24 protein-coding genes are annotated in these 19260 nt (G+C 39.3%); 3 read left to right on the top strand and 21 right to left on the bottom strand.

Annotated elements, in window-relative coordinates; translation table 11 throughout:
• Positions 1 to 284: 284 nt before the first annotated feature.
• The 5 genes from FS818_RS15360 to FS818_RS15340 form a co-directional block, all read right to left on the bottom strand.
• The gene (locus tag FS818_RS15360) at positions 285 to 773 is read right to left on the bottom strand and encodes a copper amine oxidase N-terminal domain-containing protein (RefSeq protein ID WP_145333042.1); all 489 of its coding nucleotides are present in this window, start codon (positions 771 to 773) and stop codon (positions 285 to 287) included.
• A gap of 211 nt (positions 774 to 984) precedes the next feature.
• Positions 985 to 1236 (bottom strand): helix-turn-helix domain-containing protein, encoded by a 252-nt coding sequence (locus tag FS818_RS15355; RefSeq protein WP_145333041.1) that lies wholly within the window; start codon positions 1234 to 1236, stop codon positions 985 to 987.
• Positions 1223 to 1396 carry a YvrJ family protein gene (locus FS818_RS15350; protein ID WP_186375501.1) on the bottom strand — a complete coding sequence of 58 codons (174 nt, stop codon included), beginning with the start codon at positions 1394 to 1396 and terminating at the stop codon, positions 1223 to 1225. Before FS818_RS15350 ends, FS818_RS15355 begins: the two co-directional genes overlap by 14 nt.
• Positions 1397 to 2026, bottom strand: a complete 630-nt coding sequence (locus tag FS818_RS15345) for a sigma-70 family RNA polymerase sigma factor (protein ID WP_186375500.1) — start codon at positions 2024 to 2026, stop codon at positions 1397 to 1399.
• 257 nt (positions 2027 to 2283) lie between these two features.
• Positions 2284 to 3045 (bottom strand): hypothetical protein, encoded by a 762-nt coding sequence (locus FS818_RS15340; RefSeq protein ID WP_145333039.1) that lies wholly within the window; start codon positions 3043 to 3045, stop codon positions 2284 to 2286.
• 83 nt (positions 3046 to 3128) lie between these two features.
• Here FS818_RS15340 and FS818_RS15335 point away from each other — a divergent pair, with 83 nt between their 5' ends.
• The gene (locus FS818_RS15335; RefSeq protein WP_145333038.1) at positions 3129 to 3848 is read left to right on the top strand and encodes a hypothetical protein; all 720 of its coding nucleotides are present in this window, start codon (positions 3129 to 3131) and stop codon (positions 3846 to 3848) included.
• Positions 3849 to 4121: 273 nt separating this feature from the next.
• Here FS818_RS15335 and FS818_RS15330 read toward each other — a convergent pair whose 3' ends face one another.
• The 12 genes from FS818_RS15330 to FS818_RS15270 all read right to left on the bottom strand — a co-directional run bounded on the left by FS818_RS15330 (position 4122) and on the right by FS818_RS15270 (position 12929).
• Positions 4122 to 4550 carry a hypothetical protein gene (locus FS818_RS15330; protein WP_145333037.1) on the bottom strand — a complete coding sequence of 143 codons (429 nt, stop codon included), beginning with the start codon at positions 4548 to 4550 and terminating at the stop codon, positions 4122 to 4124.
• 170 nt (positions 4551 to 4720) lie between these two features.
• Positions 4721 to 5206, bottom strand: a complete 486-nt coding sequence (locus tag FS818_RS15320) for a hypothetical protein (protein WP_145333036.1) — start codon at positions 5204 to 5206, stop codon at positions 4721 to 4723.
• 76 nt (positions 5207 to 5282) lie between these two features.
• Complete coding sequence (locus FS818_RS15315) at positions 5283 to 5657, bottom strand: hypothetical protein (RefSeq protein WP_145333035.1); 375 nt, start codon at positions 5655 to 5657, stop codon at positions 5283 to 5285.
• Between the two features lie 102 nt (positions 5658 to 5759).
• The gene (locus tag FS818_RS15310) at positions 5760 to 6089 is read right to left on the bottom strand and encodes a hypothetical protein (RefSeq protein WP_145333034.1); all 330 of its coding nucleotides are present in this window, start codon (positions 6087 to 6089) and stop codon (positions 5760 to 5762) included.
• Between the two features lie 19 nt (positions 6090 to 6108).
• Positions 6109 to 6471 (bottom strand): hypothetical protein, encoded by a 363-nt coding sequence (locus FS818_RS15305; protein ID WP_145333033.1) that lies wholly within the window; start codon positions 6469 to 6471, stop codon positions 6109 to 6111.
• A gap of 162 nt (positions 6472 to 6633) precedes the next feature.
• Complete coding sequence (locus tag FS818_RS15300) at positions 6634 to 7269, bottom strand: hypothetical protein (protein WP_145333032.1); 636 nt, start codon at positions 7267 to 7269, stop codon at positions 6634 to 6636.
• 17 nt (positions 7270 to 7286) lie between these two features.
• Entirely contained in the window at positions 7287 to 7598 is a 312-nt protein-coding gene (locus FS818_RS15295) for a hypothetical protein (protein ID WP_145333031.1), read from the bottom strand.
• Between the two features lie 167 nt (positions 7599 to 7765).
• Positions 7766 to 10204, bottom strand: coding sequence for a DEAD/DEAH box helicase family protein (locus FS818_RS15290; protein ID WP_145333030.1), 2439 nt, complete (start codon positions 10202 to 10204; stop codon positions 7766 to 7768).
• The gene (locus FS818_RS15285; RefSeq protein ID WP_145333029.1) at positions 10188 to 10514 is read right to left on the bottom strand and encodes a nucleoside triphosphate pyrophosphohydrolase; all 327 of its coding nucleotides are present in this window, start codon (positions 10512 to 10514) and stop codon (positions 10188 to 10190) included. The genes FS818_RS15290 and FS818_RS15285 overlap by 17 nt, the downstream gene beginning before the upstream one ends.
• A 186-nt stretch (positions 10515 to 10700) precedes the next feature.
• Positions 10701 to 11078 (bottom strand): hypothetical protein, encoded by a 378-nt coding sequence (locus FS818_RS15280; protein ID WP_145333028.1) that lies wholly within the window; start codon positions 11076 to 11078, stop codon positions 10701 to 10703.
• Between the two features lies 1 nt (position 11079).
• Positions 11080 to 12234 (bottom strand): WXG100 family type VII secretion target, encoded by a 1155-nt coding sequence (locus FS818_RS15275; protein ID WP_145333027.1) that lies wholly within the window; start codon positions 12232 to 12234, stop codon positions 11080 to 11082.
• 176 nt (positions 12235 to 12410) lie between these two features.
• Positions 12411 to 12929, bottom strand: a complete 519-nt coding sequence (locus FS818_RS15270; RefSeq protein ID WP_145333026.1) for a hypothetical protein — start codon at positions 12927 to 12929, stop codon at positions 12411 to 12413.
• Between the two features lie 144 nt (positions 12930 to 13073).
• Here FS818_RS15270 and FS818_RS15265 point away from each other — a divergent pair, with 144 nt between their 5' ends.
• Positions 13074 to 13442: a helix-turn-helix domain-containing protein gene (locus FS818_RS15265; RefSeq protein ID WP_145333025.1), complete on the top strand. Its 369-nt coding sequence runs from the start codon at positions 13074 to 13076 to the stop codon at positions 13440 to 13442.
• A 320-nt stretch (positions 13443 to 13762) separates the two neighbouring features.
• Positions 13763 to 14206: a very short patch repair endonuclease gene (locus FS818_RS15260; RefSeq protein ID WP_145333024.1), complete on the top strand. Its 444-nt coding sequence runs from the start codon at positions 13763 to 13765 to the stop codon at positions 14204 to 14206.
• Positions 14207 to 14222: 16 nt separating this feature from the next.
• Here the strand turns inward: FS818_RS15260 and FS818_RS15255 are convergent, their stop codons facing one another.
• The 4 genes from FS818_RS15255 to FS818_RS15240 form a co-directional block, all read right to left on the bottom strand.
• Entirely contained in the window at positions 14223 to 15320 is a 1098-nt protein-coding gene (locus tag FS818_RS15255; RefSeq protein ID WP_145333023.1) for a DNA cytosine methyltransferase, read from the bottom strand.
• A 141-nt stretch (positions 15321 to 15461) separates the two neighbouring features.
• Positions 15462 to 16190, bottom strand: a complete 729-nt coding sequence (locus FS818_RS15250; RefSeq protein ID WP_145333022.1) for a hypothetical protein — start codon at positions 16188 to 16190, stop codon at positions 15462 to 15464.
• A 43-nt stretch (positions 16191 to 16233) separates the two neighbouring features.
• Positions 16234 to 18198: a Z1 domain-containing protein gene (locus FS818_RS15245; protein ID WP_145333021.1), complete on the bottom strand. Its 1965-nt coding sequence runs from the start codon at positions 18196 to 18198 to the stop codon at positions 16234 to 16236.
• A gap of 2 nt (positions 18199 to 18200) precedes the next feature.
• The gene (locus FS818_RS15240; RefSeq protein ID WP_186375499.1) at positions 18201 to 19148 is read right to left on the bottom strand and encodes a restriction endonuclease PLD domain-containing protein; all 948 of its coding nucleotides are present in this window, start codon (positions 19146 to 19148) and stop codon (positions 18201 to 18203) included.
• Positions 19149 to 19260: the final 112 nt, after the last annotated feature.

Here is a 19260-nt window from a genome sequence, read left to right as displayed (position 1 = left end):
TTTTCTTCCATATTTTCGTTGAAAAGGAGCGGATATATACATGCCGATTACAGTATGTTACTTGAGTAATATACGGGCTGAAATGCTTTAGTCTGTTTCGTTGTGTGATAAGGTGCGGTGGATTCTTCTTGCTAAAAAGAAACAAACCTTCAAGACCCTTGTTCCATAAAGGAAGAAGGCCTTCAAAGGTTTGGATTCGAATGATCGGGGTTTAATGAACAGCCGCTGTTTGCATGCATCACCCCATACGTATCTAAATTACATATATTGTCGCTGGCTTAAACTTATTGAATGCTCGACATCTGTGCCGAGATAGACACGCTTCCCTCTTTTACAACTACCTCGTTGAAAAAAGGTTCGAAGAATGAAGCAGGCACATACGTTACGCCTTTCTTAGATAGAACGGGTACAGGCAACTCCACATCTTGAGTCAGATTGATGACTTTCAGTTTTCCCGTAAACTTGGCCAGCGTACTGCCATCCTTCACGATAACGGATTGGATACGGTCTTCCACACGAATAGCTTTATCCGCTGCGATCCAGCTTACCTCATATCCCAAAGACTCTGCCGTCGCACGCAAAGGCACCAAGACGGTTCCTTTATGCTCGAAAGGCATCAGTTCCGTTTTACTCGTCTGTATCTCTTTGCCGTTCACGGTTAAGGTGTAGGCCGGTGCGGACGCCGCTGCACTGACTTTGGTTGCTGAAGCATACAGTGCTCCGGCTACGGTGACAACGCAAAGTGCGGTAGCGAACAATATCCATTTTTTCATAGCATGTCATCCCTTCTGTTTCGAGTGTCAACCTCTCTATTGTGGTTAACGTGATTGCAACAGGTTTAGTTTCATAGAAAAAATATTGTTTTGCTGATAGTCATACCACTATAACAGGGAGTAGTCCCGGTGATATGCCTTCCTTGCTATGCAGATCTCGAACCTGAAGGGCAGTCCATAATCCTTTTAATCAGATATGCTTCTACACCTTTCACTCGTTACCCAGTAGCTGTCTGCAGAACTCTGTATATGTAGGCATATCCTTCAACTTATAATTCATAATTTTGATCATTAATCCTTCAACAATGCTCTGTGACAGGTCATCACGTTCTTGAGGGCTGACCTGGTACCTCATCCGCTGGATGATTGGTTGAAAAGCATTAATAATACGAAGCAAACTTTCCTTGTCCCCACTTTGCGCTCTTTGAACTGCATCATAGAAATTAAGCTTATCTTGATTCATCTTTAATCACCGCTTTAATAACTTCTATTAGTGTACCGATGTTTGCTGAAAGCTGGTCCAGTTTTTTCTCGAAACGGGTAAATAAATATAATGTAATCATAATAGGAAATCCAACCTGACCAATGCCAGCTATGAAAGTTGCAATTAAACTACTTTCCATTTATGATCCCTCCCCCAACATAGTCGTTTTCATTTTTTTCAAAGCGGTATTTCTTGTCTTCGCTACAGCCTGCTGACTGACCTGAAGTTTAGTAGCAATTTCGTGATCTCGGTAGCCAAAACCATAATATAACGTTGTTACATGCTTTTGTTTATCCGTTAATTTCTGGTAGGCAGACTCCACATGTTCATCTGTAAAATTTCCCTTTAGAAACATCGAATACTCATCTGGCTGGGCAGTATCAGGAGAACTCTGGTAGGTACTCTTTATCTCACCGATACACACACTTGAATCATCAGAGGAAGGTTTATCATAGATCAGTACGTTTCGAGCAGCATAGCGTTGATTACGTCGCATCTGATCAATACTCATAAATTGCAACGAAGAAGTGACATAGGCAACAAACCGAATCTGAAAAAAGTACCTGCGGAAAGACTCATTCAGCGCCTCTTCTTTGTCATTCTCTCCCTTCATAGAACCCAACAATAATTTCTGGTTATTCTCCTGCTTAAAAAAATTCACGATAACCTGGTTACAAAATAATTCAGGATTTTGATTTCTGTACTCCTCAAATTTCAAATGGACTCTATCTACTGTATAATCATACGCCGCTTTCTCTAGAGTACTCATCTTGTGTGCCTCCTTTACTCTTGATATATAAGAAGGCGTGTTTAATGGATAAAAACACAACCACAACAGGAACATTTGTTCTTATTTATTATACTATATTTTTTCCCAATGCGTGCATTTGTTTCAAATAAAATAACTTTGTACTCTGATTAAATTAAACAAAAAAGACAACAACCATATGGTTGATGTCTTACTCTACTAAGAACAGCTATCCTCATGTTAGTGATAACTATTCATTTTATTTTCTCAAACATTTGTTACTCTGCGCCAGGATATTCATTAAATTTCTTAGATGTATCCAGCTTGATCGTTACCTTTTTAGTTGTTCGATCATCAGATGAAAACCATTTTTCTAAAGTATTGTACTCATTCGTTTCTAATGCTGCAGTTTCAACTGTAAAGTAATTGTTATCTTTCCAATTATACGAAATGACAGGCCAAGTTGGCATTAACATGAACTGCTCTTCAAGTTTAGGAGATGAATACCCAATCAATGTGAATGAATGAAGATCGATCGCAACAACAATTTGTTTCCTGACCAGTCCTCCCTCATCATAAGCGTAGCGTATCAGTACCTTCGTATTATCGGGAGAAAACTTATAGTCTTGAAATATTCCAGTAGGTAGGTTTAAGCTCTGATTCTTCACACCACTTGATTTCACCAAAATGGTTGAGCACTCTTTGTTTCCACAACTATACTGGAGCAAATTAACCTTTTCCGGAATGGGTACATCCAACGTGGTGAATTGAGTACGAGCGATCTCGGATTGTAGATTTTTTTCATTTAATAAATAATTTTTGTACTGAGGAATATCAGCAAGCGGCAATTTTAGTGACTTCCCCTCACTTTTGATTTCGATTTCATCAGGCAGGGAATACGCAGGAGTCCTGGTGGGTTCCGGTTCATGGCTTGTTAATTCGCTAACCGACTTAGCAGAAACATGATTTAAATAGAGCCATACTAGACTTCCAGATCCAATCATGAGCAAGAGTAAAACAATGGTTACATATTTTTTCATAATCTATTTCCTCATTTCAGGTTGTTTTATAGCCTACTTCATTCGCTTTATGAGTATTCCCAAACATAAGGAGATGAAGTAATATGGCACTTACAGACAGCTTAAAAGACAAATTGTTAAGAAACACAGGTTTTTTCGAAGGAAATAATGATTATTCAAACGTCACAGGTAATTTTGATGGACAGGGTCTATCCTTCGGGATCATTCAGTACAATTTCGGACAAGGCACCCTTCAACCTCTTTTGAAAGAGTACATTCAGAACAACGAAACCGAGTTCAAAGCAGTCTTTGGTGCTTCCAAAGCGGCTACACTAAAAGATGTCGTGAATAACAAAACAAAATCTCAACAAATCGCATGGGGAGATAGCATCTCAACAAGTGGTGGTAATGTAGTGTCTGAATGGAAGACACTGTTTGAAGCCATGGGAACCAAGTCTGCTAATCAGTCACTTCAACGCAAATATGCCCAAAGTTATTTAGATCGTGCAGTTAGCTTCGCTGGAAAATTTGGCATTATAAGCACACAAGGACTGGCTTTTCTGTTCGACCATGCCGTTCAGTCATGGAGCCTTTCTGGAGAAAGTTCGATTATTGCCGAGATTACCTCTCTTGAAAAAGCATGGAGAAATAGTGGTGAAACCACGCGTTATCCTGACAAAGATCGACTGTTTTCCGTATTAAAGGGAGTTAACGGTTCAGACCCTGTTGCTCGCAGAACCGCTATTCGAAATGGATCAGGCACTGTACATGGGAAAAGCTATAACATCTCAACCTTCGGATTATCTTACTCCACCAACTTTTGATATCAAGAACCTGACACCCCACTCGTGGGGTGTTTTTCCAATTAAATGTATTATAACTTGATTAATATGGAGGTTTTGTTTCAGTTTGGTATCAAAATCACATAGAAGAAAAGCAATATTGTAACAAAAGAAAAACGACGACCCTCTCCCGGGTTCATTCCGGAATAAGTCGCCGTTTATTTCAAGTTTATTTAGTTGGAAGAAAACAATAATTATCCCCTTTCCACTTGGACATGGGCATGTCAATGATTAGCTTCTCAATCTCCTTTTCCGTCAGATACGTATAAAAAAATTCAAAAGCTTGTCAGTGGCTTGGAACTGCTGATGCTTCTTACTATGCTGGAGATTGACCGCTGTATTCATTCCATCCATCTTTACTGCTCTATAGTAAATCTCATTATCTTCTACTGCAATATAATCGTTTGTCTCTACATTTTTTACTTTAAATAATTTTGTCCCTTTTTTATACTTGTTGGAGAACAGTTTAGGTAATTTATCACTCTCATTTGTAGAGTGTTTTTTAATTGTTCCAATTTCGATTTCCACATCAGTTGTAGGAACAGTATCAGTTGTCACCTTGTAAACTCCCTTTTGCCAAGTTACGACATCAAATGCCCAACTTTGAAGTTCATTTTGCCCTGAGTTTGAGCATGCCACAAGTAACAACATAGAAGTCAGAATGAATACAAAAGTCCTTCTCATAAAAAATCCTCCCACTACAAACTAGTGTTATCTCTTAATCCGGAAAATTATCATTATGCCAGAAGTATAGTCGTAGGAAACTGCGAAGCGGCGGGATTGAGTGAAAAGTAAAAAGGCTCGTAGCAACTCGCTGAGGAATCAATATGGGCCTACTTCGAAATTCGTGTTACCTAAAAGAAGTTCGGCTTTACATAACACCAATCAGACATTTTTGAAGTTTTCAAAGCTTTCTCCAGGTCAGACAATGTATACACCCAATCTTCCTCTATCCAAACTATCATCTGTCGGTGTCTCTCAAGAAAATGATACAGAAAGTTTAGCGTGACCTCTTCATTTTGATAAACCTCATCGATAATAAGCGTGTTAAAATATACCCGCCCATCCTCCTTCCATTCCAATTCTCTGTATTGATATGGAGCAGGTTCATCATATACATCGACTCTAATCGAATTATTTACCGTATCAAGGTCTGATAATTGTTGCTCTAAAAATGAAATACCAAAAGCACAATGTTTCAAGTTCTGTTCTGAATCTACATCTTGTATTCCAGAAACAATATGTAATCTCGCTTCCCTACAGGCTTGTTTTATATCTCTTACCAAACGATCTATCGGTATATTACTGTTCTCTTCTACTAACACAAAAGCGGATGCCATTCCTTCATTACCTCCAAACGAAAACAGCCCCTCACTCCTCTACTAAAAGTTGAGGCGGGCCTTTGATTATACTTATTTATTTGTTAAACACGATATTCCCCTGTTCACTTTCAAAAACTTTATTCTCATATATCTGCCAGCACCAATGATAATCTCCATCATGATCATCGATCAAAAAATATCCTGTTACATCTTGAATGTTAGCCATCTCAGAAAGCTGTTTCCTCATAAAATCAAGATGATACTCTCTGACATCTGCTCCATAAAATACATAAGCTGTCCAATTAATTTGCTTCTCCGGGAGTGTCCAGCCCGACTGGTACAGTGCCAATTTATCTTCTTCTAGTAAACCCTCATTACTCGCTGTGAAGTCATCCCTTATCTTTTTCACTTCGTCAACTGTATGCTCATCACACTCCAACCAACCTCTAACAGATACATACTTTCCCATGTCCAAAACTCCTTTGGGCAATAAAAATGCAATAAATATCATTACGTCCAGTATAACTCTAGTTAAGTTACGGGGCCTGGATTGAAATTCCGTGTTGTTAGATCAATCTCTCAATATCTCTATCCATTTGAATATTTCATCTTTTAAGGATTCATCACATTGTTTAAGAGCATCTTCTAACAATAGGTTAAACATCTCTTTACGGCTTCCCTTTGTCAGCCACTTATCTAATTCAATATCCTTTAGTCCTGGTGGCAACTCTTCAAAATCACTCCACCACTCCTCCATTGCATGCAATAACCACCCGATTTCGTCAGAAAATTTCGTGGCATTTTGATCTACAACTATAAAAACACACTGAATCACTGCACCTAATTGAGCATCTTGTATATAACGTGTTCGCTGATTATAACGAATTGCACTTTGTGACAAACGAATCTCCCCTTACTCACTAATTCGGTATGGTAGGTGGATAGAGTTGTTTATGCTCCAGCTCAAACCATTGCTCAATATGGTTGCATAATAGAGGAATATCTTGAATCGCCAGTTCACATATGTCCTTATACGACGCTTGAAGCACATCCCGCAGCTCCATATTTACCTGATATGTCTCGGCTTGTTTCGCATAGTATACATCAGCAGGTTCAACAACATAATTTTGATGTCTGGTTACAGGACTTACATGAATTATCCATTTCAAGTTACCTTTGAACTCCTCAATACATGGCTTTAATTGTTCATAAACCTGATCGGCATTGTGAAATCTGAAATAAAAACCAGCTGGACGCTCATACATCCGATTCGGTTTGTACATCTCTGTCCTACTCCATGCGTAAGATCCTAATTTGGCCAATGTATAAGCCATAAGTTCCTCGGGTAATAACTCATCTTTGTTTTTTAGATAAATACTCTTTGACATACTCTCCACCAACCTCTAGCAGATTCACACTTCCCCTATATCCACTTGCCATTTCTGTTATGAAGCAAAGTAATTACTCACAATTTTGGTTAGTTTATCATTTCCAAGTTCAATATTGGTCAAGTAGTCTATAAAAAATGCATGGATATGTTCTTCTTTGAATAAACTCAAATACTCGAATGCAGCTATCAACAAATCTTCCTCTGAATAGTTATGCTCTACCAGCCTTGTTATGGCGAACTGAATTACTTCGTATATGAACGTGTCACACTTCGCGTGTATTAGCATATAAAAAACAAAGTCAATCTCATCTTCGTTGTTACTCTCCAGAATATTTTTTATTTCAGAAACTTCTAATTCTGCGAGATAAAATCTGGCCTTAACTTGTCTGAAAGCGCGGAGAGCCCTTGGATCATCATTATAAAACTCTTCCCAAAATGGGATATAAGCGATCTCTTCGGGAACTCTGGCAGATGATTGATTAGACTTGTTTAAGACCGTCCATTCACCATATAACTTATATGAAACTACATCAAAAAACATCGAATCATACGGAACAACCTGCTTCGCATCATTTTCAATTCTATAGTACGTATTTCCCGAAGCCGTAGATTCTATTTCATATACGATATAGCTTTGATCCAATGATAAATTGGTTTGTAATGTTACTGTATCTTTAAGCTGAACTCTCATCGTCTCACTCCAATCCGTTATTCTTCTATGGATTGAATCGCGTATTCGATATCTTGCTTCATATCCAGGTCGGGATATTTCTTTTGCAGCTCTAGAAGAAAATGTATAAAGGTTTGACTCTGAAATTCGGCAGACAAATCTTCAAATATCTCACATAACCAATACAATTCCGTTTCTTTACTTTGCTCTAACAATGCAATCGCACTTTCCTCATTGCTTTTTAGCAAATTCACCAAGTCATGCCACATTAACTGAATTGCCGGATCATCAGGATGTAAGTTCCCTCTCTTTTGTACTAACGCATTTACTTCTCTAAGGAAATCTGCCAAGTTGCACTCTCCTTAATGGTTGCCTGGAGTTATTGGAGCAATTGTTCAGATATTGACTCAGATCAGTGTTCAATCAAGTCTTCATTATAAAAACATAAGCAGCAACGAAGCCCATTTTGTCCCCGCTTCACTGCCACTTATATCTCATCAATATATCTAATTAAAGTTTATCCCCGCTCAAAATACGCATGCAACCGATACAGACATATTTCCCGTGTCCAGCGATATAATACTTCCTTTTCTTCGGTATCCTGCACTTCTACGTTCAGCGAGAACACGCCATCTTCGAACCGAGTCATACTGCCTTTCATACCGCTCCACCTCAACATGGGCATCTCGATGATCAGCTTCTCAATTCGTTTTGCAGTTATTTCATTCCATTCCACAAGTGAAGCCTTACCTTCGTCCGAGAAGTCCTTTCGTTTCCGATACTCTTTCTCTGTCAGGTACGTATGGAAAAATTCAGCCATTTCACCCGGTGTGATTGGTTCGATCCAGTGCTCTTCGCCTCGCTCCAGCATATAGAGCAGTACGACCATTTTATAGCTTTTGTTCATCAGCGTCTTCTCTACATCCCGCAGCCAAGCCTCGTGCCGAACATAGATTTCCCCCTCAGTCGGGGATAATAATTCCGCCCAGTAAAGGAAACCGACATATGAGCCAAATTCGCTCCGGTATCCGATGCTTTTAGACTGCCCCATAAGATGAAGCTCCAGATAAGTCGGGATGTGACCAAGCTCACGTTTGACAGCCAGAAAATCCTGATGCAATTTCTCGCGGCGTGGCATCCGTTTGCGGCTTAACTCCTGAAGCAGATTCACTACCCGGGTCTCCAAATGAATGCCGCAGTTATCCGGAATCTCCGGTATAGCTACGTCCAGCGCTTTTCCACCGCGTTCCTCTTCTCCCCGTACATCAAACAGGCTAAGCTTCACATCCGCATTGCGATAATTCCCGATCAGGTCGATGATAATACAGTGTGACTTTCCTTCGGCTAACCTCAACCCGCGACCTACCTGCTGAGTAAATACGGTAAGTGACTCGGTTGGACGCACGAAGAGTAGCGTATCTACGCTTGGAATATCCGTTCCTTCATTAAATAGATCTACGGTCAGCACAACTTCGAGTTCTCCCGCACCCAGTCGCCGGATGGCTTCCTCGCGCGACATTTCCGATGTACGTGAATGTAGACTAAGCACCTTCACCCCCTGACTGCGGAAATACGCAGCCAAGTAGTCCGCTTGACGAATGGATGAACAAAAACCGATGGTTCTCGTCTGCTTGTGCCGCATCCATGCCGCATAGATCGTTTCCACATGCTCCTCTTGTAACTGAACGGACATAAGCTGTTCTTCATCATACTTGGTGCCGATTAAGCGAATTTTGGAATAGTCGGTATCATCGAATACACCGTAATACTGAAATGGCGCCAGCCACCCACGCCGGATTGCTTCGATAAAATGCATCTGGTACGCGACGTTCCCGTCACACAGTGCATATACATCCTTACCATCCAGTCGATCCGGGGTTGCCGTAATGCCAAGCAGAAACTGTGGACGGAAATACTCAATGACCTTCATATATGTCTTCGCCGCCGCATGATGGAACTCATCCACCACGATCAGATCAAAGGCATCAGCCGCAAACACATCCCGATGTCGTTGCAAACTCAGTGTATAGATCGAAGCATATACACAGTCTGCCTCTTCGTCCTTATGCTTGCCGTTAAATATCCCATGACTACGTTCTGGCATGGTCTGTTGGAACGATTTTTTCGCCTGATTCAAAATCTCTTCCCGGTGTGCTATGAACAAAATCCGCTGAAACCTTTGGGCGAAAAAGCCCGCCAAATAGGTTTTGCCAAGTCCAGTCGCCATGACCACCATGGCTCTTTCATACTGCTCCTCCATCGTGGCGTTCAATGCTTCGAGCGCATCTAACTGAGCAAATCGCGGCTGAATAGGCAAAAGAGACAAAACAGCAGACTCTTGTTCGGTCTCCTCATCCGGCAGCCTTGTACCGAACTCCGCTTCCTCCATCTCGGTGATCCGCTGGATCATCTCCGGGTTCTTCTGGTGATACTGCCGATACTCTTCTTCATATAGTGCGATGGAATCCGGGGTCACTGGCAAGGTGGTCTCGTGATAGAAACTCTGCATGAACTTCTCCAAAGCCGACTGAAACGTATACGACTCTGCCTCCGCATTCATTGCCAGATTCCATTCATAACCCGTCTTGAGCGCCGTGAATGAAAAGTTCGATGAGCCGACAATCAGCATGCCTTCTCCATGTTCATGATCAAATAAATACGCTTTCGGGTGAAAAGAAGTCCCCATGCTTCGCCAAAGTCTTGCTTCGATTCGTGAATCAACTTCACAGAGCGCCCGTAATCCTTCAGGCTGTGTGATATAAAGATAATCTCCCGCGAGCATGCGCACCTCTGCCCCGCGTTCTGCCGCTCGCTTCAAATGCGGAGCAAGTAGCTTGACGCCAGATTGCATAATAAAAGACGTCATAATATAAATCCCGGACGCATGCTGCATCCGGGTAATAAGTTCATCGGCCAGATTGTCGGTAATCAGTTTTACATTAAGCTTCGTCGACATCGATTAGATACACTCTCTCCTGAAATCCTCCACGCGCCTCGGCTTTATCTGCACGTAGCTTGTCCAGCTGCGCCGCATTAGCTCCATGCACCTCTGCCAACGCCCGGATCACTTCGAGCATATCTGCCAGTTCTTCAAGTGCTTCCTGATCACTTCCTGCACCCATGTATTCTTCCGACTCTTCACTCAGCTTTGTTCTCAATTCTTGCTTATATTCCTCTGGGTCCAGAATGCGCGTCCGACACTCCTTACCGCTGGATGTGATAATATGCGGAATCTTGTCCCGCACCAATTTGTTGTATGTAGGCATGTGGTATATCATCCTCTCTACTGTGAGAACCTTCTAGCTGTGCGCCAGAATCTCCCTTTTTGCCATTATACCATTTGCCATGGATGGTGAACGGTTGATTTTGTAAAGTGGCGGGAGCGGATGAAAAGCAAAAAAGCCCATAGCCACTCGTTTAGAAGTCGATATGGGCCTTCAATTTTAACTTATTTATTTGTTGAACACGATATTTTCCTGTTCACTTTCAATAACTTTATTATCATATATCTGCCAGCACAAATGATAATCTCCATCATGATCATCTATCAAAAAATATCCAGTTATATCCTCAATGTTAGCCATCTCAGAAAGCTGCTTTTTCATAAAATCAAGATGATACTCTCTGATATCTGCCCCGTAAAAAACATAAGCCGTCCAATTAATTTGCTTCTCCGGAAATGTCCAGCCAGACTGATACAGTTCCAATTTATCTTTATCCAGTAAACCTTCATTGTAATTCGCTGTAAAGTCATCCCGTATCTTTTTCACTTCATTAATTGTGCTCTCATCACACTCCAACCAACCTCTAACAGATACATACTTTCCCATTTCAATCCCCCAGTCCTGTTTTCACAACAATTCCCTTGTCTTCTAAATACTTTTGTATTTTGGGATGAACACCATACTTGAACCAATACTCCACTCTCAAACCATTTTCTTCAGCATACTGCATTGTAGCTTGTAGCTGTTTTTTCATTTTTTTATTGAGAAAATTATCTGGTTTATGAATAGCTGATGTCGAACGCTTTGCTTCAATTACAGCATCTGATGTGACACTATCTAACTCTCGTTCTTTCCCCTTTTCACCATATATAACTTCTTTACCACCTGTTTTCTTTCTAATGGTATCCTCATAATGAACATCCAGAGCCTGACTGTGATGACCTTTTTCTTTTAACATCCTTGCCTTATCAGATAATACTAATTTCTCAGAAGCATAACTACTACTTATACTAGCTCCTTCACCTGCACTACCAGGCTGTACTGGTGATGCTTGTATTCGCTTAATTCCTGGATTTTGATTTGAAAACCTCAATCCACTACTCGGAACTTTGTAGCCCCTTTTATACATTCCCGTAAAAGCCATCAACATATTACTGGCTTGCAGACTGGTTATAAGCAACCTGGCCCTATTCTCGGAAACGGGTTCTCCTGAGAATGGGTATACCCCGTTCTTCAATTCATTGACCTGATACTGCATGATATCCTCACCCTCAGGCTCAACATCAGGTGCAGATTTCATGTCCAGTGACCCAGTATCTCTCTCATACGCACGAAGTGTCTCTGGTGTTACATTACCGTCTTTATCCGTTGGCATCATTTTACGGAATTGCGTATTATATACCATCGTATACTCTGTTTTATCCGAATCATGGTTTGAATTAGACTCCGTTTTCTGTAATGCGATCAGCCCAGAAACTGCCCTTATACTCACCTGTTCCTGATCAGCTTGTTGGAATCTCACAGCAATAGCCTTTAGATCTTGAGAGGACTTTACCATACTTTCCAGTGCACGATCCAGTACAGAACGAGATTGCTGAAAATCATGGAAAAACCGTTCCTGTGTGGCTCCCATCCATTGAGACTCGATGAAACCGATCCGTGCGGTCAGATCACTTCGTATAGACTCCAGCTGTTGTCTTCCATGCTCAATCTGTTTGGATACATATAGTAGTTGTTCTGGTGTTACTTTGATTGTAATCATAGGGTTCTCTCCGAAATAAATAAGATTCAACTATGTTAGCAGAAGTACAAGACACATACATCCGTCCAATATCCTGATTTTTCCTTATTATAAAAAGCTTTCACTAAGTACCTGTACTCTTAGAGTCCTATTTTCAAAAAAGCTGACCACGTTACATAACACATTAAATCAATAGTTTATTTTAATTCTATATCATTCTTAAGTCGATTCTTTAACTCCTCTAGTATTTCTTCTGTTCGTTGAAGCAGCTTCTTGATGTTGTTTGGTTGTAGATTCCGATCATGGTTAAACTCTTCTATGCAAGATATATGTTGAATCGTACCGATAAACAAAGCGATATCCAGTCCGGGCGCAGTATCCGTATGCACTATATTCAAAATCTCATTCATGGTAAGCTCCTTCGATGGATGTACTACATGATACTTTTGGATATATAACGCCTTGACCATAGAAGCTAGCGCCCAATCGCAGAGGATCAGACAAGCTTGGAACTGGTTGTGACCATACATGATGTTGGCTAGTTTGATGTGATATTTTGTATGCTGGTGATAGTCCATTATGGTATTACGCACTATATAGTCATCTGGACTACGTCTGGACACAGATTCTATAAAGTCATAAGATCCTTGAAAACGTGGAGTGAAAGCTTCTTGGTGATTACAATGCGCTTCGATAATGGACCAATTTCTTGCCATTTTCATCCCTCCAATGAGTTAATACCAATATTATACAATAAAATAATACTTAAAGATATAATTTAACGATAAATATACGATCCAAATAGTCATGTTTAGCCCCCGAAATCTTGTCTACACTTTTACATAGAGGGGGTGCGTATGGTGGAAGAAAGAGAAATTTTGAATTTAGTCGGCGCTCGAATCAAGGCTCTAAGAAAAGAGAAGGGACTATCCCAGGAGGCACTTGGAGAAAAAGGTGGATTTCATTTTACATACATTGGACAAGTTGAACGTGGGGAAAAGAATGTGTCTTTGGTTAACCTCGCTAAAATCGCAGAAACACTGGAGGTAAATATAACGCAGTTATTTGGTTTCGTAAATGAGGAAATGAAACAGACCGAGTCAGAGCTGATTATACAAGAAGTGGCGGACATGCTCAGAGAAACTACCCCTAGTAATATATTGCTATCCCGCAATATAATAAGAGAGATTTTAAAAGTTTCACATGGGGCTCCATCTAAAGCAAAATAATGGCTTCGTTATTTTGCTCAGGAATTATTTCAAAATTTAGATTCGAGCGAACAATACATCACATCGCGCATCTGATAACGCAATTTGAACATACACTTCCAACGGACTCCTCTTACCATTAGTTCTTGATTTCCCAAGAGTCCCCCAACTTAGATGAACAGGGTTTAATGTTACATTAAATCGGTCTCTAGCGGTTTCCATAAATCCCCCTCTGATCTTTAGCTATCAGAATGTTCCTATGTAATTCACTGAGTTTAATTGACATAATAAGTCTCTTTCCTCCTTAAATAAAGAAATCTTTTTGAAGGGGTTTTGTTAAAATGGTCGATAATTTATCCCCCGAAAACAGAAAAAAGAATATGTCGGCAATACGTTCTACAGGAACAAAACTAGAAGATAAAGTTTCGAGAGAACTATGGAGAAAAGGCTTTCGTTTTCGCAGAAACAACACGAATCTTTATGGTAAACCGGATATCTCCATTAAGAAATACAAAATAGTTATATTTATTGATTCTTGTTTTTGGCATGGATGTGAAATTCATGGAAACATACCGAAAAGCAATCAAGAATATTGGAAAAAAAAACTAGTGCATAACAAACAACGAGATACCCAAGTTAACAGCTACTATGAAAGTATTGGTTGGAGTTTATTAAGAATCTGGGAGCATAAATTAAAAAAAGACGAATTTCAAGATACTATCAACAATATATCTTCATTTATAGAAAGTATAAAAATTAAAACAAAAAAAGATCGAGAGAAATAACTCGACCTTTAATATCCTATTTTAGTTTTAATAGAGGATTCGCTATTGAATCATCAAATGTCCAGTGCGCATCAACAAAATTATACGGAATTCCTGCAAATGTTTTAAGAATTGCCTCTACTATAATTTTAGCTCCTAGAGGAGGTACAGCCATACCAATTTGTTTTCTTACAGCCTCTTTTCCTCCTAAGAACTCATATGTGTCAGGAAATGTTTGAATCCTAGCTCTTTCTCTGTTAGTTAGTGCTCTTGGGCTATCGTAATGATACATATGTGTTCCCCCACCACCACTTCCTGTAACCGTGTAGGCAGGTCTATCTGGATGAAGCCTTTTATATATTTGGCTAATTTTCGTTCCCTTTACATTCAACCTCAAATGTTCTGGTAATCCTTGATACCAAGCATTTTCTCCAGGGGGTATATGGGTTAGCATTTCTACTACCTTAGCTTGATGTTTTGTATACTCCTGATTAGGAGCATCTAGTGGAATCGGTACCTCTTCTAATGCTTGCCTAGAAGTGACATAATTCCCTGGTCCATGAGTTGGTGCAGGAACCTTATATCTTAAGCCTAAATCTTTTCGAATACCAACAATAATAATTCGTTGTCTAGCCTGTGGTACTCCATATTCATGAAACTTATACAAATGAGGTGTAAGATTATATCCTGTTTTTTCTAGATCAGATAGAATTTTTATAAAAGTCTCTCCTTCATTAGCACTTTCAAGTCCTCCAACGTTTTCTGCTATGAACCAAAGTGGTTTATGAGCATTCAGTACCTTCACTCCATATGTGTATAAAGGGCCGAAATCACCGTTAATCCCTTTTTTCTCTCCAACATTACTATAATCATTACATGGGAAACCAAAAGAGAAAGCATCAATACTAGGCAAAGAATCAATATTAATTTCTCTTACGTCACCTTCTATAACTGAATCGGGCTCATCAGGACAAATATTGTGTCTAAACGTCCGGCATGCTTCTGAGTCGTAATCATTAGCCCATCTGTGTTCCACCTTGAATACCTCTCCATCAGGACTGATAATTTCAGCCATTTTGGCACCAAGAGATAACCCTCCAGGCCCACAGAAAAGCTCCCCTTTATTAAATATCATTCATTAAACATCTCCATATATCATAATTTTGAGTTAGTAAATATTATTATCACACGAACTTAGGTTCTACTATACATCAAGCATAGAGATAAAGCAGCCCTAAAGTAAACAGAAAAGGCTGGGAAACCCAGCCTTTTCTGCTTACTTATTTGGTTTTTTCTTAGGGTTACGAGGACTTTGAGGTTTATTTAAACCTAAACTATCTTGAATATTTCTTCTAGTACCAATTTTAATCAATAACTCTGATAGATTGTTAGCCTCTGCAACTTCACCCGTAATTTTTGGGTCTCCGGTATAGCATGGCACAAATAATCTAGTAATAAAATAGCTGAATGTGGTATTGGAATAGTTCTCCAATACATCTTTCTTTATTTTCTCAGCACCGTTTAATTCTATAGCTGGAATCATATCAAACCCGTGAATTGAAGATACCATTACGTAAGAGCAGGGTGAGAAACTAAGCATGTCTTTTACTTGTTTCTTTAATAATTTTGTATCAACTTTAACATCGGTCTTATTTTTGGAGTTAATATTTGAATCAAGCTTGTGCTGAATTAAGAGGCCTTTTTCTACCTTCAAATCTGGAAGGTTTATTGTCAAAGTCACTATTAAGTCAGCACCAATTGTTGATTCTTCAGTCCGAGGACTCAGTAGTCTATGATTAAATTCAAAATCAATTCTAGTATTCTCATCTTCAATTGGACCGAGCAAATATAGATCATTGAATAATCCAAACCATTCAGCAACTGCACCAGAGCCATGTTCCTCTTTAGTTGAAAACGACTTGAAGTTTTTTTTATATCTGCGGATTGCTTGTTCTATGTGCTTTTCAATTTTAATTATCAATGGATTATCAGGATTTAAATTCATAAATCACACCTCAATTAACGTCTGCTATCCTAAGTTTCTTCTATTAGAATACTGTAAACATGAAATATTTTTTACCGTCGGGGAATCTTAAATTTGGAACCCAGAATGGTTCTCCTTCCCATCCATTCTCAACTTTTCCATTAAATCTATACATTGTTAAAGTTGGCCCTGATGGGTCAAATCGATCTGATCCGCCAGAAAGCAACGCTCGGTAACCCCTACTGATGTCCGTTCTTCTCACTTCAATAAATCCTCTGTTATTGAACATTAATTTCATATTTTTCAAACATGTTTTTATGGCTTCATCATCCCATGAACCCACTCCGGTCTCATCAGATGCTGTAAGATTTAAGATATCGATAAGCATATCTATTGGAACCTGCATTAATTGACTAGAACCCATATAAGGTAACAACATACTATCTAAAACTGATACATTTTTTATCAGAGGAGTATAAGGGAAATATCTCTTTCCAGGCATATAGAACGCTAAGGAATCAATATAGACAACACTTGTACGAGTTGCCCTCAATAGGGAGTGAGTGGTTCGAGATAATACAATAGCTTGCATATCTGTTGGCTCAATTTGACGGGCCATTGACCATAATTGCTTATGTGACTCATGTACACCTCTGAAAATTTCTAATAAAGAGCTTGAAATATAAAACCTCATAACATCCATATCGTTCTTCCGGTAACCATACATTCTAGAATGCTGAAGTATAGTATCAACCTGTGGAGATTTACTTGTTCGTCCGTAGTAAGTCACTAACAGTCTCTTAATAGTCACACCACGACCAATTCGGTTTCCTCCAATTAAAATATTGAACGGCGAACTATAAGTAGCTGATCTAGAACCTGAAATAAGCAGTTGAACGCTTGTACTATTTATACATTCATTAATTTCTTTAATCACATCTTGAAAAGACGGCGGGTTAGCATTAGTTAGAATCATATCATCATATGCTTCTCTTAAATACTCGATTATAAGATTGCTATCCTGAGAATCCGGATCAGACATGGATCGAGTAATCCTAGTTACAAAACTATTAACAATCTGACCTATTCTTTTATGAGGGTCTTGACGTTGACTAACATGACAAACACATGAAAAAGAGTTTCCATCCCCTGCTATAAGCTTAGATGATGCAGCTACAAAAAATGAACATAGTGCCTTTCTAAGTCCGGTGGGTACGGCCTCCCAGCTTTCCTCAACATCAAGTAAGTCGGAAGTAATTATATTATCAACTTCGTTATCCGGGAAAAGTCGCATAGGTGAAAGATTTTGCTCTGTTTCAAAAAAATCCTCTCCTCCTACGTATCCATTTCCAGGCTCAAAAGTTACAGTAAATTCCGGTGCAAAATCACTCTCCGAATGTTGAAGGAAGAGGGATTGTGGAGTAGCTGTAACTTGAACGTAAACATGATTTTCAAAGTAACTTCGGATGTTGACGATAGCCTCATTAACGCCACTTAAATCCTCAGTATCGTTATTTAGTAGGGTATTAAGGCTAGCTTGATCCGCTTCATCATCAAAGATGATAGGCCTCATTCCCTCTGAACAATGCATTTCTAAGAAATCTATAAGCGATTGAAGAATGTGAGTATTCTTAGTCGCCATTAGTATTAAGCCACCTGTTTGTAGTGCTGTTTGAATTCGTTCGGGGTGAGCCATCATCCATTGATCCTTACCTAAAGCTTGCATACCTGGCAATGATTGATTAATCCTATCTAATGTTTGATCATATAACCAAACGTTATCTGATGTGAGAATTATGAATAACCTGAAGCCATTGTCTGATGCAAGTGCTGTGGACATTAGCATATTATTTGTTTTCCCACTTTGAATTTGACCAAAAAGCAGCCCCTGACAAGTTGGGGAATTAAGTGTTCCGACTTTGCCGAGTAACTCTATAGCATTATTTTTAATCTTTACGACCTCATATGGATCTAAACCATCCTGCTCTAAAATTCTTGATAGTCTTGTAACCTTTGATCCTAATATCATTTTTATCCCCTTCTCTGACTAAAATCCATATAATAAGTTTCGTCATTCATTTTATAAATGGTCACTGAGTCTCTTCCGTAACGTTCAAGATGCAATGTTTCAACTTTTACTCCCGAAGCTACTCCCAATCTTTTTCTAAAATATCTTCCTAATATACTGTTATCGTGATTAGTATGAATTGCTTTTCTTCCTTGTTGAGCGACTGTACAAACAAAACTTTCTCCATCATCCGTTATAACAGTAAATTCCACAGCCAAATCAGGGAAAAATTCAGGTTCTGCTTTATGTATTTCACTGGAGATAGGAATGTAAGCTTGATTAGGTTCTCTTCCTTCTCTCTGCCCCCAGTTCAATCCACTTCTATCATGCACTTGATTATCTCTTTTTTGGGTTAGTCTTAATATTACACTAGGACAATTTTTAGCTATCGCACCAATGGCTGATGTATCAATATCGGATATCTCAGGTTCTCTCTGATAAAGCATATTAAAATGTTCAAATATGTCGGGGTCAACACAATCCTTCAACATATGATCATCAGGAAAAGCATTCAATATTTCTCTTGGATCTACTGAGATCATTAGCTCTTGATAATCTCTAAAACCATGCCAAGTCAGGTTAGAAGAACCGGCGTAAGCTATTTCGGGTTGATCATGTTCTGCTTTCCATAGAACTGCCTTCATATGGATCGGAGGGGTTCCTTTATAATAACGAACACGTAATCTACCAGTATCTTGTACAAGTCTAATATACTCATTATGATCCCAAATAGTTATAGGTTGTTGCTTCACCATACCCAAAATCAAGTCAATTTTCACCCTGTCATATGCATGTAAAAGATGATGCACAAAAGCAGAGGAACTGTATCCAGTAATCACACAAAGACTTGATCTTCCCTCTTCATAAGGGGTTTTTAAAACTTCAGAATAAATATGAGGCCATTGTGGCATAAAATTTCCTCCTTTTAGCGGCATTAATACTTGAACTAGTATCACTCTTTAAGTATAACAGATAGACATTTTGCTAAATAGAACTTTATCCCTAGATCTTTCCTGCATAATC

The organism is Paenibacillus xylanexedens, assembly GCF_007680605.1.
Taxonomy (GTDB): domain Bacteria; phylum Bacillota; class Bacilli; order Paenibacillales; family Paenibacillaceae; genus Paenibacillus; species Paenibacillus xylanexedens_B.
Note: the sequence above shows the minus strand (reverse complement) of the source record. Positions and strands in the feature narration are given on the sequence as shown.

Bases quoted from the DNA above. Each gene is read 5' to 3' on its own strand.
- FS818_RS15360 (WP_145333042.1), bottom strand. From the start codon at position 773: ATGAAAAAATGGATATTGTTCGCTACCGCACTTTGCGTTGTCACCGTA.
- FS818_RS15355 (WP_145333041.1), bottom strand. From the start codon at position 1,236: ATGAATCAAGATAAGCTTAATTTCTATGATGCAGTTCAAAGAGCGCAA.
- FS818_RS15350 (WP_186375501.1), bottom strand. From the start codon at position 1,396: ATGGAAAGTAGTTTAATTGCAACTTTCATAGCTGGCATTGGTCAGGTT.
- FS818_RS15345 (WP_186375500.1), bottom strand. From the start codon at position 2,026: ATGAGTACTCTAGAGAAAGCGGCGTATGATTATACAGTAGATAGAGTC.
- FS818_RS15340 (WP_145333039.1), bottom strand. From the start codon at position 3,045: ATGAAAAAATATGTAACCATTGTTTTACTCTTGCTCATGATTGGATCT.
- FS818_RS15335 (WP_145333038.1), top strand. From the start codon at position 3,129: ATGGCACTTACAGACAGCTTAAAAGACAAATTGTTAAGAAACACAGGT.
- FS818_RS15330 (WP_145333037.1), bottom strand. From the start codon at position 4,550: ATGAGAAGGACTTTTGTATTCATTCTGACTTCTATGTTGTTACTTGTG.
- FS818_RS15320 (WP_145333036.1), bottom strand. From the start codon at position 5,206: ATGGCATCCGCTTTTGTGTTAGTAGAAGAGAACAGTAATATACCGATA.
- FS818_RS15315 (WP_145333035.1), bottom strand. From the start codon at position 5,657: ATGGGAAAGTATGTATCTGTTAGAGGTTGGTTGGAGTGTGATGAGCAT.
- FS818_RS15305 (WP_145333033.1), bottom strand. From the start codon at position 6,471: ATGTACAAACCGAATCGGATGTATGAGCGTCCAGCTGGTTTTTATTTC.
- FS818_RS15300 (WP_145333032.1), bottom strand. From the start codon at position 7,269: ATGAGAGTTCAGCTTAAAGATACAGTAACATTACAAACCAATTTATCA.
- FS818_RS15290 (WP_145333030.1), bottom strand. From the start codon at position 10,204: ATGTCGACGAAGCTTAATGTAAAACTGATTACCGACAATCTGGCCGAT.
- FS818_RS15285 (WP_145333029.1), bottom strand. From the start codon at position 10,514: ATGCCTACATACAACAAATTGGTGCGGGACAAGATTCCGCATATTATC.
- FS818_RS15280 (WP_145333028.1), bottom strand. From the start codon at position 11,078: ATGGGAAAGTATGTATCTGTTAGAGGTTGGTTGGAGTGTGATGAGAGC.
- FS818_RS15275 (WP_145333027.1), bottom strand. From the start codon at position 12,234: ATGATTACAATCAAAGTAACACCAGAACAACTACTATATGTATCCAAA.
- FS818_RS15270 (WP_145333026.1), bottom strand. From the start codon at position 12,929: ATGGCAAGAAATTGGTCCATTATCGAAGCGCATTGTAATCACCAAGAA.
- FS818_RS15260 (WP_145333024.1), top strand. From the start codon at position 13,763: ATGGTCGATAATTTATCCCCCGAAAACAGAAAAAAGAATATGTCGGCA.
- FS818_RS15255 (WP_145333023.1), bottom strand. From the start codon at position 15,320: ATGATATTTAATAAAGGGGAGCTTTTCTGTGGGCCTGGAGGGTTATCT.
- FS818_RS15250 (WP_145333022.1), bottom strand. From the start codon at position 16,190: ATGAATTTAAATCCTGATAATCCATTGATAATTAAAATTGAAAAGCAC.
- FS818_RS15245 (WP_145333021.1), bottom strand. From the start codon at position 18,198: ATGATATTAGGATCAAAGGTTACAAGACTATCAAGAATTTTAGAGCAG.
- FS818_RS15240 (WP_186375499.1), bottom strand. From the start codon at position 19,148: ATGCCACAATGGCCTCATATTTATTCTGAAGTTTTAAAAACCCCTTAT.